Source organism: Micromonospora sp. HB375 (assembly GCF_017872985.1).
Lineage (GTDB): Bacteria > Actinomycetota > Actinomycetes > Mycobacteriales > Micromonosporaceae > Micromonospora > Micromonospora chalcea.
Genome location: NZ_JAGGJO010000001.1, coordinates 538,552 through 556,532, shown reverse-complemented (window position 1 = coordinate 556,532; position 17,981 = coordinate 538,552). Strand labels below are relative to the sequence as shown.

Here is a 17,981-nt window from a genome sequence, read left to right as displayed (position 1 = left end):
ATGCACGTCGTTCCGCGTATCCGTGCCGCCCGCTGGGCGGACAAGGAACCGGTCGCCGCGCTGATCGCCGACGCCCTGCATGCCGGGCCGCTCGCCCAATGGCTGGTGCCCGATCCGACCTGCCGGCGGCGGACCCTGGCCGACGTGGCGGTGATCTGGGTGGAACACGCCATGTTCTTCGGCGACATCCAGATCACCGACGACCTCAGCGCCGCGGCGATGGGGTTTCACCGCTACCGCAGCATCCCGCCACCGTCGAACTACCGCAGCCGACTGGCCGACGCCGCCGGCCCGCACGCGCGCCAGTTCGAACTCCTCGACCACATACTCACCCAGGTCCGACCCACCGAACCTCACTACCACCTCGCAGTTCTCGCCGTTCTTCCCGCCGCCCAGCGGCGCGGTATCGGCGCGGCGATGCTCACCCACCACGAGAGCCGCCTCGACAGCATCGACATGCCCTCCTGGACCGAAACCACCCCCAACAGCCAGGACGTGTACCGCCGGTACGGCTACCTCCCGAGGCCCGCGCTCACCCTGCCCGACGGGCCCGTCATCGCCCCAATGCGCCGCAACCCTCACCCGAACCGCGGCTCCTGGCCCCTGAACACCGCCAAGCCAGCGCGGGCGCAGTCCGACGCCCAACGCTAGGCCCTAGGTTTCGGCGGCCAGGTTGCAGCTCGCACCACCTCTCTGTTGCCGCTCCGCGTCGCCGTCCACCATCTGCGCTGGGCCACATCGGGGCGTTCAAGCCGGTCGCCCGCCCGTAGAGGGAGGGCAGCGGCGACCGAAGTGGCCGGCGACGACAGCCCCCCACTGTCGTCGCCGGCCACACCCTCCGCTCACATGCGCCGTCTAGGGGCCGGTACGAACTACACAAACCCGGCGCTACTACCACCGCCTGAACGCAACCATGAACCCCGGGAAGGAATGCCGATGCCGACGCGGACAACAGTCCTCCCCGCGTGGACACCCGCCTTCGTCGCCGAGGTCGTCGCCGCGACCATCGAGCACGCCGCCGTCCACGGCCTACACCAAGCGACCCGGCACACCGCCCGCAGCAACGGCCTGTCACCGGCGACGGTCGAGGAATGGGTCTCGCGGGCCCGCGCCGTGCAGGCCACGCCCGTGCCACCCGACCTCCTGGCCTGCCACACCTGCGCACGATCCATGATCCTCATCCAACTGCCCGGCTACGGCAGGGCATACCTGTGCGCGCCGTCCTGCGGTCGCACACCAGTGCCGGCCGACGAGATCCGCGACGCCGTTGCCGCAGTGATCCTGCACCGCACCCCACACCTCGTCCCACCCGGCAAGACGACCCAGGCCGCCTCCTACGCGCTCGGCCCGATCCAACGCGTCACCGTCGCCGCGACCGGCACGGACCTGCACATCACCTGGCGGGCCGTCTCGAGGCAGATCACCGGCCCGATGATGGCCATGGCCCAGCGTCTGCACCTGGCCCAGCGCCACGCCGCCGGCAACACGCCCGAGCGTGCCATCGACGTCCTGCACAGCGGGCTCCTGCACATCGACCCCACCAACAGCCGGCTCGCCCTCGACACCGCGACCGCCCGCGCCGCCGCGCTCCTGGCCACCCTCACCCTCACCAACGGCGACCCAACCGCCGCGCTCCCCTGGGCCCAGTGGGGACACCGCAGCCTGCGCCACCTTCTCCGCGACCCCACCAACCCGGAAGTCCGCGCCGCCCTACGCGTCCTGGCCGCCACCCACCGCGCCGCAGGGAACCTCACCGCCGCCGCCGACTGCTACAGCGACCTCATCCGCCACCACACCCAAGCCGACGGACCCTACGCACTACCGACCCTCGCCACCCAAGCCACCCTCGCCGTCGTCCTGCACGAACACGGCCGCCAGGAACCGGCGCAGCAACTCCTCGCCCGGACCATCGCCGACCACCGCCGTGTCCATCCCCGCCACCCCGCCATCGCGCGCATGACAGCCGTCCTATACCGCATGCACACCACAGCTACCGGCCCGGGGGAAGGCGATGGCGCAGACCGCCAGGTCGAAGGTGTCGTCGGGTAGCGGCACAGTGGCGAAGTCGCCCTCGATAACGGTCACGTCCTGGCCCGTCAGGTTCGTTCGCAGCCGGGCCGCCAGCCAGCCACCGAGTTCCACCGCCAGCACCGACGTGCCGGCGTCCACGAGGGGGCGGGTCACCTGCCCTGTTCCAGGTCCGATCTCCAGGACGCGCGCGCCTGGTCGCAGCCCGCACTCGGCAAGCACCTCGTACACCCGCGGCGGGTATCCCGGCCGGGCCGCCTGGTAGTTGTCCGGGTCCTCGTCGAAGCTGCCCCGCCGGCTCAGCCGCTGGTCGTCACCGCTTACGTCGCGAGCGTATTCGCTTAGGTGACCGGGGCCGGGCCTGGCCGCACGCGGTCGTCCGCTGCCGCTTCGATGGAGGTGGGTTTCACCCCGCCTTGCGGCGCTTCCGGTTGATCTTCTTCGCGACCGCATCGGCGGCGTCCTGGTGCATCCGCTTGGTGACACTCTGGTAGGTGTCGCGGGTCAGGGTCGTGGTGGAGTGGCCGAGTTGCTCGGAGACGACCTTGATGTCGACGCCGGCGTCGAGGGCGATGGTGGCGGCGCTGTGGCGCAGGTCGTGCAGCCGGATCGGGGGCAGCCCAGCTTTGCGGACGAGTTTGCGGAACCGTTGGGTGACGGCGTTGGGGTGCCACGGCTTGCCGTCGGGGCGGACGAAGAACAGGCCGGTGTCGGGCCATGTGTCGCCGGCGGCGAGTTGCCAGGCGGCGCGGCGGGCCTTGTAGGCGGTGAGGACTTTGGTCGTGTCGGTGTCGAGGGCGACGTCGCGGTTTCCGGCTCTGCTTTTCGGTGGTTTCTGGACGGCGGTGTAGCCGTGGGTGGCGATCTGGTTGTTGATGGTGGTCTCGCGGCGGTGCAGGCGTACCTCGCTGTCGCGCAGGCCGCACGCCTCGCCGCGGCGGGGCCCGCGGTAGGCCATGTAGTGCCACATGGGGTGCAGGTCGGGGGCGTGTGCGGCGGCGTAGTCGAGGAACTGCACGACCTGGGAGTCGGTCCAGACCATCACCGGTCCGGGGACCTCGCCGGTGGTCTTCCACCGCCGTACGCGTTCGTCCTCCCACACGATCGGTAGGGGCCGGTCGGCGGGGACCTTGACCAGGGCGGCGGGGTTGGCGCCGACGATGAGTTCGTCGGCGAGGGCGTCGTTGATGGCCTTGCGCAGGCAGGCGCGGATGCGCTGGCGGGTGGTGGCGCCGGTGGGTCGCACGCCGGTGACGGACGCGCGCACGGCGGGGTCGGTGCTCGCTTTCGCGGCGGCGATCTCGTCGTTGCGGCGCTCGATGGCGGCGAACATGGCGCGGATGTGGGTGGTGCGCAGCTTGTCCAGCGGGATGTCGCCCAGGTGTGGGATCAGGTGGACCCGCGTGATCGATTCGTAGCCGCGCTGCGTGTTCGCGTCGACCGTGAGGTGGGTCAGCCAGCCGGTGAGGTACTCGGCGACGGTGGGCATGTCGGCCAGCGCGCCGTCGCCGCGCAGCCGCTGGCGGATGCGGTCGACCTCGGGCAGGGGACGTTTGGCGCGTACGGCGGTTTGCAGCAGGTCGGCGATCTCGGTGCGGCGGCGCCGGTCGCCGGTGGCGAGGGCGAGCAGGTCGCGGGCGTGGTCGAGTTCGTCGGCGGCGGCACGGCGGGTGGGGAAGCTGGAGCGGCGTAGCTGTCGGCGTCCGCCGTCGGTGGTGGGTGGTAGTTCGAGCTGGTAGGCCCAGTGGCCGTGGTCGGAGCTCCAGGCGCGGTTCGCGCGGCGTAGTTTCGGGCAGTCGTTTCCCAGGGGCTTGCCGGTGTCGGGGTGGCGGCAGCCGCAGCGCTTAAAGATGCTTCCGTCTGGCATCGGTGGTGGTGCTCCCGTTCGTCTGGGTGGTGGGGCATCGGTTTGGTCGATCGACATCCACGCGTGACCGGCGGGCAGGATCAAGTCGCCGCGGTGCCAGGTCCGGTGGGTGGTCCATGCGCTGGGGCCGGTGACCGGCGAACGTCAGATGCGCCCTGCTGGGGGAGTCTGGGATCCTGTCCGGTTCGCGTGAGATCGGGCATGGAGGACGGCCAGTGGTGGCGGCAGATGACGTGGCGAGGGGCCGGGTGCCGCGTCCACAGCTGCACGCGGCAGTGGGCCAGTTATGGCGGCGGTGCTCGGCGATTTGGCCGCTCGCGACGGCGTGCCGGTGTTCGCGGCCGTTCCCGACTTCGGCGAGTGGCACCGCCACGGGCAGGAGTCGTTCGTTGCGATCCGCCGCGGCGCCTGGCAGATGCCGGGCCGGGTCACCGACTACCGGTTCTTGGACGCCTTCGCCGAAATGGCGGCGGTGCGGGCCGTCGTGGCCGCCGATGAGGTGCTGCGCGAGCGGGTGGACTGCCTCGTCGGCGTGGAGTTCGCCCTCACCCACCGGCAACTGGGGTGGACGCTGGTTAAGCACGTCCTGGAACCCATGGTTGCCGCCGCCGGGGGCTACCGGTTCGACCAGGACGCCGTCGACGCCGCGTACAGCCTGCTGGAGGACGGCCTGCTGGCCACGCGGGCGCGGCTGGTCGAGGTGGTCCCGCTCAACGCCTTCACCCCCACCGCGGGCGTCGAGGCGGTCACGTTGCCGGACGGCCTGGTGCTGCAGGCGATGAGCGACCGGCAGATGAGCGCCGCGATCGGCTACCTCGCGGTGCCGATCACCTTCGCGGGCGGCCCGACCTCGGTGACCGTGTCGCGATTCCACCAGTGGGCCCTGACCCGCCGCACCTCGTACCCGGTGTGCTCGTCGACGGACATGCCCGCCCACCCGACGGCACCGGATTCTGGCGCGCTGGCCGAGCCAGCCAGCCGCCTCGTGGCTGCGCTGCGGCTGGTGTGCGGCGGGTCCGTCACCGCGACTCGGGCGATCCGCTGCCCACCGGACGACGACTTTCCCCAGGGCATGGGGCCGACGGCGTCACTGTCGGCGCTACCCACCTTCGACGAGAAGCGACCAACGATCCTTGGGCGAGAGCAGGTTGAGGCGGCGCGCGAGGTGTACGCCCTCCTCGCGCATCCCGCGGTCCGGGAGAACCGGGGTCTGCAAACCGCGCTGCGCCGGCTGGTCCTGGCCGGGGCCGACCGGGTACCGACCGACCGGCTCATCGACCTGATCATCTGCGCCGAAGTGCTGTTCATCAAACTGCCAGGCCTCCCGGCAGATCGTTGGAAGCAGGACAAGGTCGTTGACGGAGCGAACGCGCTCCTGGCGGACGACCCTGTCCTGCAGGCGCCGCCCGAGCGACTCGAGGCCCTCCTGCGTCTGGGATACCGGCTCCGCAACGACGAAATGCACGGCGACGACCCGAGCAGGCAGGAACTGCACACCCTCACCGGCCAGCCGACAAATGACCTGTCAGCGGTCGTGGATGACATCGAGCGAGTGTTGCGCCGCGCCCTGGTCCGGCTCCTCTCCCGCGCCGTCGAGCAGTAGCCAGGGCGACTGCACCGGCACGGCGTACGAAGCCGTGCCGGCGAACAATGCGTACTACCCGGGCGGGGTTACGGCGGTGGCCTGCAGCCCGTGGTGTCCCTGTCCGCGCCCGAATGCCCGTCGGTCTCGTCGGCACCCACCCTGTCGGTGTCACCAGACGTCGATACCGGCGGGGACTCGAGGTGCAGTTTCCGCAGGATCGGGGCGGTCGGCACGCGGTAGTACACGCCGGCCCGGAACAGGGGCACCGGGAACGCGTCGCGGGCGGCCAGCTTGTAGGCCGCCGAACGGGAGATGCCGAGAATCGCGGCGGCGGTGGCGAGGTCCGTGGTAGCCCCAAGCGCCAGGATGCGCTCCGTGGTCCACGTACAAGCTGCGGCGTCGCTCCGTGGGTTGGCGGCGGGGGCGGGCCTGCGGGTTCGTCGTGCTGATCGCATGAGCGGTACCGGCGGGTCGCCGGCGACCAGTTCGGTCGGTGTCGGATCGACCCCGGCCGGCGGACCGGTGTCGACGGTGGGATCGGGATGCGGGTTGTGGTGCTGCGGCGTGTGCTCGCTCATGTGGTGTCGGCTCCGCGCCGCGCCGTGGTGCGCTGACACCCTCAAACCGGTGTTTGTCAGCCGTGGCGAACACCTGCCCCTCTCACGGTGATCTCGCAGATGTCTGACAGCGGGTCTCCGTCCGCATGGCTGTCCTGACCCCCGGGGACACCCTTGCAGACGCCGGCGCCACTACGTCGGATCAGCGTCAGGAGACTGTCAGAGCCCACCATCAACCCAGCTCTGTCAGACACCCAGGGTTACGACCACCTCGACCATGACAGCGACGTACGCCGATGGCATAGGGGTGCTGGCCGGCGTTGTCAGACCACTGTCCGGGTCCCAGGGCGGCAGCGGCGTCACCGAGGACACCGGTTCCGGGCCTGCCAGTCGGACGGCGGCTCGTCAGACCGTCACGGCCAGCCGGGCGGACGCTGCCAGCCGGGCACGCCGACGCGCGGCGCCCGAGGGGATACCGATAGGCGGCGGTGAAGCCGGTCGCGGTCTGACACCGCTGCGCCTTACCCGGTCGCACTCGTCGTCGGTCAACGTGTGGCGCTGCGAGATCGTGTCAACGGGCAGGTCAGCGTGGCTTTGTCGAAACGATGACGCACGTCGACGTCGATCGTCAGTGAGCGGTGCACGACGGGCGGCGGACCCCGCCGAACCGGTGTCCCTTCCTACGCAGCCTGCGCTGTCAGGAATCCGTGAGACCACGGTGGCGCAATGGCGGTCAGGCGTGCCGGCCGTACCGCTCCGGCCCGTCATCGACGTTTGCCGCTGACATGGGAGATCGTGACATGATCTCCGCCGCCGGCTGGCCCGACTCGCCTCTGGACGCCGTGGACACCGCCTTCGCCGACCTGACGTGCGACCCCAACCCGCTGTCACTGGACCTCGACACGCTGGGTCGGGCAGCTCGGCGAGGACACCGGTCTGCCCGGGGGTGTCGTCGCGCTGCCGGCGTTGCGGCAGTGGCTGCTCGAACACCCCCGGTGCGGGAAGTGGTGTGGCGGGAGCTGATCCGCCGCGCCCGCCACGACGGGCCCGCCTGGGTCATCACCGCGGTCGCCCTGGCGCCGTACGCGGCGCTGACGCTGGTGGCGGCCTGACCACCGGCCATCCCCGCCGGCGGTCCCGGCGCGAGACCGACCTCCTGGTCGGACCGGCAACCGCGTACGACGAACCGACACTTCCCACCCGCGACGACCGGGCCCGGCGCGGGAAGGTCGTCGCGCTCACTGTCGGATCGCCAGTCGGGAACCTCACCGACCTGACAGTGACGCCCATCGGACGACGCTCGGCGGCTGCAGCACTCCCGCGCCGACGCCCACAGCGGTCCGCCCCGAAGCGACATGAGCGTCAGACCGGGCCGCTGACCACGGCTGTCAGACATCGGTGAGGTCGTGTCGGAACACTGTGGGACCGGCAGGTGTTCGCCACGGCTCACAAACGCCGGTTTGAGGGTGCGGAACTCCTCCGACGCCACCACGGCGCCATGCGGAGGGTTGGTTCCGCCCGCCGCCGGGCCGGGACAGATGGCCGACACGGGACCGGGCGCCTCGGGTGCCGCGCCACGTTCATGCGCTGACACCTCATCGATCACCGCTGACCCGAACGGGAGGACGAGCTCCTCCCGAGGTTCACCGCGCTCCCCTGCCCTGCAGGTGTCTCCCGCGAGGCGTTGCCTCGACGGGTCATCAGCGCTGTGTTCGGCTCGGTCCGGGTTGCTGTCCGTGTTCCGGTCCGCGCTGCCCACCAGTTCGGGGTCCCGCTTCAGGTGGACGGTGACACGGACCCGCACCGGCGTCTGTCAGCGCAGCACCGGGCCGGTGTGACAGTCCCGCCCCGGTGCTCAGAGACACCACCGGTGTCATCTCTGCCCTACCGCGAAACTCGGAAGGAAACCCTCGTGCCTGACCACGTCCTGCGCGTGCAGTCCGTCCTCACCACCCGCGACCATCTCCTCCTCGAATGGCTCACCGACCACGGCGTGTTCACCACACCGCAGCTCGCCCACGCCCTGTTCCCGTCCCTGGACTTCGCCCAACACCGACTCGCCCGGCTCACCGCACTACGGGTCATCGACCGGTTCCGGCCCTTCCGCCCCGACGGCGGCTCGTTCCCCTTCCACTACGTCATCGACCAACTCGGCGCGGAAGTCGTCGCCGCCCAACGCGACCAACCCCCACCCCGCCCCGGCCACGCCAAAACGAACCGGCGGCGCTGGACCGCCGCCCGCACCCTCAACCACCGACTCGGCGTCAACGCCTTCTTCACCGACCTCGCCGGCCACGCCCGCACCCACCCAGCACACGCCCTCACCCGCTGGTGGCCAGAGTCCCGCTGCGCACAAACCGGCGCGTTCGCCCGACCAGGCGACCCCGTGGCCCTGCACGCCCTGGCCGCCCCGATCCGCCCCGACGGCCACGGCATCTGGACCACCCACGGCGCACATCTGCCGTTCTTCCTCGAATACGACACCGGCACCGAACCCCTGACCGAACTGATGCGCAAACTCATCGGCTACACACAACTCGCCGCCGCCGGCGGCCCCCGCTGGCCGGTGCTGTTCTGGCTCCACTCCGCCACCCGCGCCCACCACCTCCACCAACACCTCACCACCACCCCCCTCACCGTTCCCGTAGCCACCGCCAGCCGCGACCACGCCACCCACACCCGCCACAGCCCCGCCGGACCAATCTGGCAACTCCACGGCCACCCCGGCCCACTCACCCTCGCCGACCTCGCCACCACCACCTCCACCCCGCCAACCACCCACAAGCCATCGAGCTGACCAAGCCGGCGGCGACCTCCCCGGCGACTTGACCTTCACCAAGAGGTGAGCGTGGATGGCTCCCGCCAGAGCCGACGCGCGGCGACACCGTGACCACCGCGCATCAGGCAACCGCCCATGAAGGTGCCCCCGACGAAGGGCCTACCGATGCCCAAGCCTCACCGCGAACGACCCGGACGCCTCGCCGCAGTACCCGACGACATCACCGACCCCCTGCTATGGCGCCTCGCCATCGACGTCCTCGCCGCCCACCAACCTGAACACGACGGCAACTGCCGCAACCTGCAGTGCGCCGAACAAACCGGCATCTGCACCGCGGCATCCAACGCCCGCCGAGCGCTCACACTCGCCCGAACAGCCACACGCCCCACCAACCCCGCACCCCTGCCGGTACGCCACGAAGCGGCACCAAGACCACCAACGCCACGCAGCAGGGACTTCATCGGCTGGTTCACGACACCCAAGCCAGCCCCGGCTACCGAACTGCCTGATCCTGGACCCCGGCGAAGACCGATCACATCACGGCGACACGCCGCGTAACACCGACACCCCACCGGCCATCCCCCTGACGACCAACGTGTCAACGCCGCCTCACACGGTGCTCTGGCACACATTCTGTTATTGATCTTGTTGATGGCTCGGCGCCGATCGATCATGTTGGCCACCACGCCGGCCACGGGTCTGGTCTCAACATTGACTGGACCTGTCTGGTCGGTTCTTTGTCCGTGTGGTTGTTGACCAGTGAGCGTGAGGCGACAGCATGTAGTGGTGCTTGAGGATCCGATTAGATGGCGCAGGCTTGTTGCCGAGTACGGTGCGCTTCGCCAGCCGGGCTCCGGGCTGACTCGACAAGCGCGTGGCCAGCGGTTTAACGGGATGATCGCCGAGCTCCTGACGAGCTTTGGCCTGCGAGCGAAGTCGGACCAGCGGGGCGTCGGCGAGTTGGACGTCGTCTTCAACCACGCGGGCCGGCGCTACATCCTGGAGGCCAAGTGGGAGCAGGCCAAGACGGGGACGGGGCCGATCGCGAAGCTCCAACGACGCGTCGAGCAACGCATGGCAGGGGTGACCGGGGTCTTCCTGGCGATTAAAGGTTTCACCGACGAGGCCATAGACGAAGTCGACAAGGGCCGGCGTCTGGATGTGTTGTTGCTCGACCAGTCCCATTGGGAGGCGATGCTCAGCGGTTTCGTGCCGCCACAGGAACTTTTCGAGTTGATCACTGACGCCGCGTCCTTCCAAGGCCGCGCCTACACACCACTCAACGAACTCCTGAAGCATCGACCCGAGACGCCCAGAGTGACGCGCGAGCCGGTAGCGAATGGCACGGACGGGATGCAGCTGCAAGTCTTCACCGTCGGTGCCGTCGATCATGCCGATGCGCGGAGGGCGGGAGTCGCCGTCGACCCGGGCGGCAGACCTTTGCTGACCCTCGAACAGGGCATTCTCGCGGTGGACCTGCCAGCTCAACGTTCCAAATGGGTTGCACCTGTCTTCGGCTGCAACAACTGTTCGTTGGCCATGGCGGATGAGGTGCTTCTCATAGCCCGGGGACATGGCGTTGGCCGGTGGGCGACGGGCCAGCTGACCGTGGTTTCCAGTGGCGCAGCGAACCTCGACGACAGCCACCTGCTGATGAATCCCGACGGATCAGCCTGGTGTCTTGATCGAGGATCGGCAGGGGCAGCTTCGGCTCGCCTCATCAGGCTGGGCACGCAAGTCGGCGATGAAAAATGGTACGAGCTGCCCCTTGCGGTCACGGCGGCAGCCTGGCTGACCACTACCAGACTGGTGGTGTCGGACGGAGCCGACCTCCTCCTACTGTCATCGCAGCTCACCGTGGAACGACGCCTGCTGGCACCAGCAGGACGTGTGCGCGCACTGACCGCCCTGAACGAACGGCAGGTCGTCACGCTATCGGATGATCTGACGCTGATGCGGCTCGATCTCGACACGCAAGAACACAGACCGCTGGGCCGGCTCAGCAGCATGGCCGGGCTCCACGGCGCGCTCGTCGGTCGCAGCGACGATTCCCTCTTTGTCATCGGGCGCCTCCTCGCCAAGGAGGGTCACTTCGCAGTCGCGGAGGTCGAGCTCGGCCGCCGCCCTGCCGACGGGGAGGTTTCTCACCGACCGGAACCGGAGGTCGGTGGCAGTGGTCCCTGGGTCTCCCCAGTTGCGCCCACTCCACCTGCCCGAGGCAGGGTTAGGGCAACTGCGAAACCGGTCGCGGGACCACCAGCCGTTCGAGTCCCCATCGAACTGCCACCGTCGGCGCATGCTGCCGTGCGCGTCAATCACGGGATGTCGGCCGACGAGCGCCTCACCGAGCAGCGCCACGGCTACGCAGACGGCGTGACCGCGGCTGTGGCTATTCCCCTGTACGTCTTGGAGGGCCTCCTCGCCACCAATTTCGAAATCGCGAGCTGGTTGAGGCCGTGGCGAGATCACTGGGATCGCATCGTTTCTGGGCACGCTGCTGACGGGGAGACAGTGCCGGACTGGTTACCTTCGATCGCCCAGTTTCTCGGGGTCTACGCCGCGCCCACTCGCGTGGCCCATGCACAACTCACGCCCTCACTGCCCTATGTCGTCGGCTTCGCCGACGGGTTGAGGGCCGCTTGGCAGGATGCTGTCCGCGGCAGGCTCGTTCCTCCGGATCGAGAGACGCTCAGCCAATGGGTTCGTACCCCACTGTCGCGGCCCGGCCTACCGCTCGGTCTACACACCATCACCGACCTGCGAACCATCGCGGAGCGGGTCCGCAGGTTGAGGACCTGGACGTGGATCGGGCGCAGTCTTTTGTGGCTGGTGACACTTGTGGTGGGGGTATGCGAGATCGGTGCGATCGGGACCACTGTGACCGGGCAGTGGGAGCCGAACACCGTGACGAATGCGGTGATCGGCAACGCCTGCTTCGGAATCCCCTTCATCGGCCTCCTCTGGTTCGCCATCTGGGACCTGCGACGGCTGAGCAACGGCGGTCACCCTCCGCGTCGGAACCGAACGCCCTCTCAAGCCCCTCCGGAACATCGACGCACGCCCAGAGCTGAAGCAGCGAGCACCCCGAAGGAGCCGCTGGTCGAGCCGCCCCGCGAGCACGGCGACTGGGTGCTATCCCGCCCGGACCGAGGCAACCCGCCCGCGGAATACGCCGCCTTCGCCGCAAGCAGCGGCATGTACTGGACGATCGTCGGCATCAACACCCTGTTGGTCATCGTGCTGGCGATCATCATTCCCACAGCACACATCCCGCTCATCCCCAAGGCCCTGCTGGGCCTGTTCGACGCCTTGCTTATCTTTGCCACCATAGGATTTGCCAACATGGCCAGGAACCCCACTCAGCTGGAGATCGGCAGGGCGGGAATTCAGGTCTACAGTCGCAGCGGGACCTACTGGTTCCCCTGGCAGGCACTGGAAAGCGTCGAGATCATGCGCCTCGAAGCAGGCACTCGCCACCTCGTGGGGTGGTGCAGCAACCCTGAGCTGTTCCCGGAGTCCACCAGCAGCGGCGAAGGACCGCGCTTCCTGCCGAACCTGAACGCGGTCGCCATCTGCCCCCTCAACACCCTCCATACCCGCCGCCACCTCGTCGCCCGCGCTCTCCACACATACGGCGGCAACCGCTATCGCGATCCCAGCAGGGGGCTGTCTCGCTAACGGCCCTGTCTCACATTCGGTGGTGACGGAGGATAGGCGGGTCTGTCAAACGAACGAACGGTGTAACTCGGGTTGTTGGCTGCTACTTGCGGCCTGCGGACAGGCGTCCTTCGAAGGCGTTCAGGGCTGGTTTCCAGCACATGGTCCATGCGTCGGCGGCCCTGCCCGCTGGGGTCGAGGCTCATCACGGCGAGGTAGACGCGCTTGGGCGCGGCGGCCTCGTTGGGGAGGTGCCCGCGGGCGCGGACGGCCCGGCGGATGAGGGCGTTGACGCTCTCGATGGCGTTGGTGGAGCAGACGACGGTGCGGACCTCGGCGTCGAAGGCCAAGATCGGCACGAACTCCGCCCATGCCTGCTCCCACAACCTGACGATCGCCGGATACCTGTCGCCCCAAGCTTCGGTGAACTCGGCGAACCGGGCCCGGGCAGCCGACTCGGTCGGCGCGGTGTAGACGGGCTTGAGAGCTTTGGTGATGGCGTCCCAGTGCTGCCGGCCAGCATACCGAAACGAGGCCCGGCCACCGCGAAGCTCCGCCCGGAACCCACCTCGATCTGCAGCCGCGTCGCCGAACCGGTAGACGGCACCTGGGCCTGGCTCCGCGTCCGAGTTCCCTAACGGACCTCAGACGCTCGGCTGAGCTTGGAGGAGGAACCTCTTGGTGTATTGCAGCGCGATCATGGCCTCATCGATGCCGATGACGTCCAGTTCGGCGCCGCCGTCGCCGCCGAGAAGTTGCACGTAGGCGAAGAGCTGCGTGCAGTCGTCAGTGAGGCTGTTCAGGTGACGGTGGGGGCAGGGGAAAGCCGGTTCGCCACCAACGGTCACGCCCTCGATGGGCTTGCCTCGCGAATCGCTTCGGCGACGACTTCATCGCCGGCATCGTCCTCTACACCGCAACCTCCACGCTACCGTTCGGCGACAGAATCCGCGCCATGCCGGTCAGCGACCTGTGCCAGGCTTCCGCACCGCCAGCAGCCTGACCTCTCGACCTCCGCAGGTCGCTCGCCCGCCTCACTTAGCGCAGGCTGTCAACCGGGTGAGGGCGGCGGTGCGGCGGCCACGCGCAGGGTGAGTTCCCGCACCAGGTCGTCCAGTGACTGACCGATCTGCGCGCGGACGGCTCACCCGGTTGGCATCCGCTGGAGGATGAGCACACACCGCGCACATCTTCGAAGATCATCAGGGGGCTGCTCGCCGCCCTCCCTGAACCAGAGCCAAAGGTGAGACAGCCCTTGAGCCTGACTACAAGATCTTGATCCGAGCCGAGTCAGCTGGACCAACACCTTGAGTGGTTCACCACCAACGGCTCCTGAACCTGATCTCGCGTACGGGTATCTCGGAGGGGTGTAGGGGGCGTTCGACAACGGGGCGGATCGTGTGGGGTGTGATGCGGTCGCGTTCATGTTCCTCGGCGAAGCGGGCGGCCTGTTCGTGTTCGCCGAGGTTGTCCAGGGCCTTGAGGAGGTCGGTTATCAGGATGTCGAGGCGGTGGGTTTCGGCTTCGGCGGCGAGGAACCGTTCGTGGTGGGTGACTGCCCGGTGGCCGCACCACTGGCGTAGTAGTTCGTGGCGGGGCCGGTCGTGGCGGCGGTACCAGTCGTACTCCCATTCCGGTGTCGTCGATCGGCTGTCGCGCCCGACGCGGTAGTCGTCGCCGAACTTGCATTTGTGGCGGGACTGGGCTTCCTGCTCGATGACGAGGTCGAGGACCTGGGTCGGATGGGCGCGGCACGCGGCCTCGACCAGTTGGAGGGTGCCGGCCGGTGACAGGATGGTCCGGCCGTCGTGGTCGAACCATTCAGCCGAGGCGAGGATGTCGTCGATCGAGCCGCCGATGATCTCGCTCAGCCGGGCCCTGTCGTGGATGTCGGTGGCGCATGACACCGGGGACCAGCGCAGTTCGGCTACGTCTTCGCTGATAAGGAGACTGAAGATCTCCTCGATGCAGGCTTCCTCTGTGCGGTCGAGGGTCAGGCCGTCGATGCGTTGCCAGTTCGCCGTCAGCGCGTCGAAGGTCCCGACCTCGCTCCACGGCACCCGCAGCCGCGACCAGGGGACCTTCTCCACTCGTTCGTCGGGGTCGTCGAGGAATGTGATCTCGAGGCGGGCGCTGGTTTTCTTCGGCTCGACGGCCAGGATGCGGACGCGTTCGGACGGTGCGTGGTCCGACTGCCGGTACGCCCATTCGTCACCGATGGTGAAGCGGGAGGGGTCGGTTCTCATCCAGCCGTCCTTCGGGTGAGCGTCACTTGTTGCGTGGTACCGGGTCGTGCTGGCGGTTCGCGCCGCGATGGCGGCAGGTCCTGGCACAGGCTCGTGCGCATCCGGCCGGTGTGTGGTGGCGGTTGAGGTGTCGACGCACTTCAGGTGCCGCGGTCGAGCAGCCCGTGGTGCCACGATTCGGCCTGCCGGCGGATGCCGGCGTGGGCCTGCCGGTCGTGATCAGGGCGGTGCTCCTTGCGTGGCCCGTGGGGGCTCCAGTCACCGAGGAACGGGCGCAGGTCGTCGGGCCCGGGTTCGGGGTTGTAATTGATGTCAGCCAGCACACGGGGACTGCGGATGGGGTCGATCTGGTCGGCGGCGGCCCTGCCCCCCGCGACCCAGCTGGCGAGGTACCCGCGGGCGCCGGTGCGCCCCTCGGCCGCTTGTTCGAGGGCGGTGCAGAACGCGCGGATGCCGGCTGCGGTGGTCCACGCCTGGTAGGCGTGGCGGAAGGTTTCCGCGCGGATGTTGTCGGCGGCCCGGACGCGGGCGTCGGCCATCGCGGCGTGCCATTGGGCGAGGGTGGCCTCCTCCTGCCGTCTGCGCTCGGCCGCGGCCTTCTCCCGCGCGGCTTCGGCTGCCCGCCGTTGCCGTTCGTCGGTGGTAAGGCCAGCCTCGAACCCTTGGATGATCTGCGCGACGCGCTGTTCCAGACGTGCGCGTGGGGTGTCGGTCCAGGTGTCTCGGTTGTCGTGTCCGGCCCGGGCGATCTCCAAGCGGAGCCTGCCGGAGTCGACGACGTCGAACTCCGGGGGTTTCATCCACGGCCGCAGGCGCAGCACCTTCAGCTCCTCGGCGGTGGGTTCGTGCGGGACCTGGTCGCGTTCCTCGGTCAGGGTGACCGTGCGTCGGACCTGCCCGGCCTGGAGGAACACCCGCGGGTGTTTTGCCTTGGTGTTGACCCCGAGCCGGTGCCCACGCCGAGCCGCCTCACTGGCGAGCTGCCGGATCAGCAGCAACGCCCGGGGCAGTAGGTCCGGGCTGACGGCGAGGCTGGTCGGATCGGCTTCGAGGGCGTTGAACGCCAGATGCGGGTCGGTGGTGACACGTCGGGTGTTGAGCCGGATCCGGTTCCAGTCGGTCTCGTCCGGACCGGCACCGGTGTAGAGGCGGATAACGATGTCCCCGGCGTCGCGGCCAGTGTGGCGCAGCTGGTGGCCCGATGGCACAAGTCCCTGCTGCTTGATCGCGTGAATGATCCGGCGGTACCGGGCCCGCGTTCCGCTGTCGGGACTCTCGATACGGACCATGCCGCCCTCGTGCTGTAGGCGGTCGAGCAGTTCGCGAGCCGGTCGCAGCAGGTCCGTCGACGAAGCACCGCCGGCGATGCCGCCGGGTGCCGGTGTCTCGGACCGCGGGAGGGAAGCGCGGTGGTCGGGATGATCGGGATGGTGGCCATGCTCAAGGTAGAAGCGACCGGCATCGGTCGAGCACGCCCTCCACACCCCTGCCTTGCGTGTCACCGCCACCAGGTTCCGGTCCTGCAGCGCACGCGCCGACCGGCGGTACTCGACGCCGTCCGGGCCGCTGAGGTCATCACCGCCGTGGATCCGGCGGGCTCGTCGTGCGCGATCAAGCTGTGTGGTGTGATATGCGGTGCAACGGTGGGGCTCCCTAACTTGATCTTTAACCTCCGAGGGGCCTGTGGGGACCCTGACTGATCACGGAAACAGCCCTTGGTCGATGATCTTCTTGTCTAGGGAAGAGCATCAATGACCAAGGGCTGTTCTGGTGATCAGTGTGCATGACCGCGGTTCGGCTGATGCCGTCGGGGACCTGGGCAGGTTCCGGCGAGAGTTCTACGACTGCTTGACTGCTCGGGCTGACGCGTTGTTCGACCTGACGGACGCGGTGTTGTGCGCCGACGGGCCGGTCCGGTCGTTGGTGGAGTTGTCGCTGGTGGGTGAGCACCGCCGGGGGCATGGGGCGTTATATGACGCCCTCGCCTGCGGGCGGCTGGACGTCGATCGGCTGCGCACCGCCCTCGCCGGGGTGCCGTTGCCGCGGGCAGCCGACGGCCGTCTCGTCCTGGCGGTCGACATCACCTGCTGGCTGCGGCCGGACGCGCACACCTCACCGCAGCGGATCCTGTGCCACACCTACGGACGCGGCAAGGATCAGACCATCATGATCCCGGGCTGGCCGTATTCGATGGTCGTGGCCCTGGAATCGGGCCGAAGTTCGTGGACCGCGCCGTTGGACGCGGTGCGGCTGGCGCCTGGTGATGACGCGGCCACGGTCACCGCTGGGCAGTTGCGAGACATCGTGGGGCGTCTGATCGCGGCCGGGCAGTGGCAGGCCGGGGACCTGGAGATCCTGGTCGTGGCCGACGCCGGCTACGACGCACCCCGCCTTGCGTTCCTCCTGCGTGACCTGCCCGTGCAAGTCCTCGCTCGGATGCGCTCCGACCGGGTACTACGCCGGGCAGTGCCAGCCCGGCAACCCGGGACGATCGGCCGACCGCGCAGGCACGGCGACGAGTTCGTCTTCGGTGATCCCTCCACCTGGGGTGAACCGAATGCTGCCACCGTTGCCGACACCCGTCTTTACGGCACGGCGTGGGCTCGAGCCTGGGACCGGTTGCACCCACGGTTGACCCACCGATCCGCCTGGATCGACTCGGCGAAGATGCTGCCGGTCATCGAGGGAACCGTCATCCGTTTGGAAGTCGAGCACCTGCCCAGCGGCGCGACCCCGAAGCCGGTCTGGTTGTGGTGGTCCGGCGTCGACGCCACCACCGCTGATGTCGACCGGCTCTGGCAGACGTTCCTGCGCCGCTTCGACATCGAACACACGTTCCGCCTGTTCAAACAGACCCTCGGCTGGACCTGCCCGAAGATCCGCACGCCGCAGGCCGCCGACCGATGGACCTGGATGATCCTCGCCGCCTACACCCAACTCCGGCTGGCCCGCGCCCTCGCCACCGACCTGCGCCGCCCCTGGGAGAAACCCGCACCACCGCAGCGTCTGTCACCCGCCCGCGTCCGCCGCGGGTTTCGGCACCTGCGCGCGAAGGCCACCTGCCCGGCCGGTGCAGCCAAACCCGCCCGGCCAGGACCAGGACGGCCACCCGGCCGCCGCAACAACCACCCCACCCCGCGCTACGACGTCCACACCGCGACCACCACGAACGCCAAGACACCGACCGCAACGAAGACGAAGTCCGTCAATCCCCGGCCACGCCGCACGGGTTAAAAATCAAGCTAAGGGACGTCTCGTAACT

General features: G+C 68.9%; 13 protein-coding genes. 6 read left to right on the top strand and 7 right to left on the bottom strand.

Annotated features, from left to right (window positions below; translation table 11 throughout):
- Both J3R08_RS02765 and J3R08_RS02760 read left to right on the top strand, forming a co-directional pair.
- Positions 1–651: a GNAT family N-acetyltransferase gene (locus J3R08_RS02765; protein WP_209959898.1), complete on the top strand. Its 651-nt coding sequence runs from the start codon at positions 1–3 to the stop codon at positions 649–651.
- 285 nt (positions 652–936) lie between these two features.
- Positions 937–2,049: a tetratricopeptide repeat protein gene (locus J3R08_RS02760; protein ID WP_209959896.1), complete on the top strand. Its 1,113-nt coding sequence runs from the start codon at positions 937–939 to the stop codon at positions 2,047–2,049.
- Here J3R08_RS02760 and J3R08_RS31795 read toward each other — a convergent pair.
- Entirely contained in the window at positions 1,969–2,481 is a 513-nt protein-coding gene (locus tag J3R08_RS31795; protein ID WP_245254662.1) for a class I SAM-dependent methyltransferase, read from the bottom strand. The genes J3R08_RS02760 and J3R08_RS31795 overlap by 81 nt on opposite strands.
- Entirely contained in the window at positions 2,435–3,895 is a 1,461-nt protein-coding gene (xerC, locus tag J3R08_RS02750) for a tyrosine recombinase XerC (RefSeq protein WP_209959894.1), read from the bottom strand. The genes J3R08_RS31795 and xerC overlap by 47 nt, the downstream gene beginning before the upstream one ends.
- Before the next feature lie 286 nt (positions 3,896–4,181).
- Here xerC and J3R08_RS02745 point away from each other — a divergent pair, with 286 nt between their 5' ends.
- A complete protein-coding gene (locus tag J3R08_RS02745; RefSeq protein ID WP_209959892.1) occupies positions 4,182–5,498 on the top strand; it encodes a hypothetical protein in 1,317 nt (438 codons plus the stop codon).
- Between the two features lie 68 nt (positions 5,499–5,566).
- On the opposite strand, the gene J3R08_RS02740 is transcribed toward J3R08_RS02745, so the two are convergent.
- Positions 5,567–6,058 (bottom strand): DNA-binding protein, encoded by a 492-nt coding sequence (locus tag J3R08_RS02740; protein ID WP_374102376.1) that lies wholly within the window; start codon positions 6,056–6,058, stop codon positions 5,567–5,569.
- Positions 6,059–7,949: 1,891 nt separating this feature from the next.
- On the opposite strand from J3R08_RS02740, the gene J3R08_RS02730 reads away from it, so the two are divergent.
- Both J3R08_RS02730 and J3R08_RS02725 read left to right on the top strand, forming a co-directional pair.
- A complete protein-coding gene (locus J3R08_RS02730; protein WP_209959890.1) occupies positions 7,950–8,834 on the top strand; it encodes a replication-relaxation family protein in 885 nt (294 codons plus the stop codon).
- A 768-nt stretch (positions 8,835–9,602) separates the two neighbouring features.
- Positions 9,603–12,494, top strand: a complete 2,892-nt coding sequence (locus tag J3R08_RS02725) for a restriction endonuclease (protein ID WP_209959888.1) — start codon at positions 9,603–9,605, stop codon at positions 12,492–12,494.
- Here J3R08_RS02725 and J3R08_RS02720 read toward each other — a convergent pair.
- The 4 genes from J3R08_RS02720 to J3R08_RS02705 form a co-directional block, all read right to left on the bottom strand.
- Entirely contained in the window at positions 12,491–12,970 is a 480-nt protein-coding gene (locus J3R08_RS02720; RefSeq protein ID WP_374102397.1) for a transposase, read from the bottom strand. The genes J3R08_RS02725 and J3R08_RS02720 overlap by 4 nt on opposite strands.
- A 147-nt stretch (positions 12,971–13,117) precedes the next feature.
- Positions 13,118–13,321 carry a hypothetical protein gene (locus tag J3R08_RS02715; protein ID WP_209959886.1) on the bottom strand — a complete coding sequence of 68 codons (204 nt, stop codon included), beginning with the start codon at positions 13,319–13,321 and terminating at the stop codon, positions 13,118–13,120.
- Positions 13,322–13,789: 468 nt separating this feature from the next.
- Positions 13,790–14,719 carry a hypothetical protein gene (locus tag J3R08_RS02710; RefSeq protein ID WP_209959884.1) on the bottom strand — a complete coding sequence of 310 codons (930 nt, stop codon included), beginning with the start codon at positions 14,717–14,719 and terminating at the stop codon, positions 13,790–13,792.
- Positions 14,720–14,859: 140 nt separating this feature from the next.
- Positions 14,860–16,221, bottom strand: a complete 1,362-nt coding sequence (locus tag J3R08_RS02705) for a hypothetical protein (RefSeq protein WP_209959882.1) — start codon at positions 16,219–16,221, stop codon at positions 14,860–14,862.
- A gap of 268 nt (positions 16,222–16,489) precedes the next feature.
- On the opposite strand from J3R08_RS02705, the gene J3R08_RS02700 reads away from it, so the two are divergent.
- The gene (locus J3R08_RS02700; RefSeq protein WP_209959880.1) at positions 16,490–17,953 is read left to right on the top strand and encodes an NF041680 family putative transposase; all 1,464 of its coding nucleotides are present in this window, start codon (positions 16,490–16,492) and stop codon (positions 17,951–17,953) included.
- Positions 17,954–17,981 lie beyond the last annotated feature (28 nt).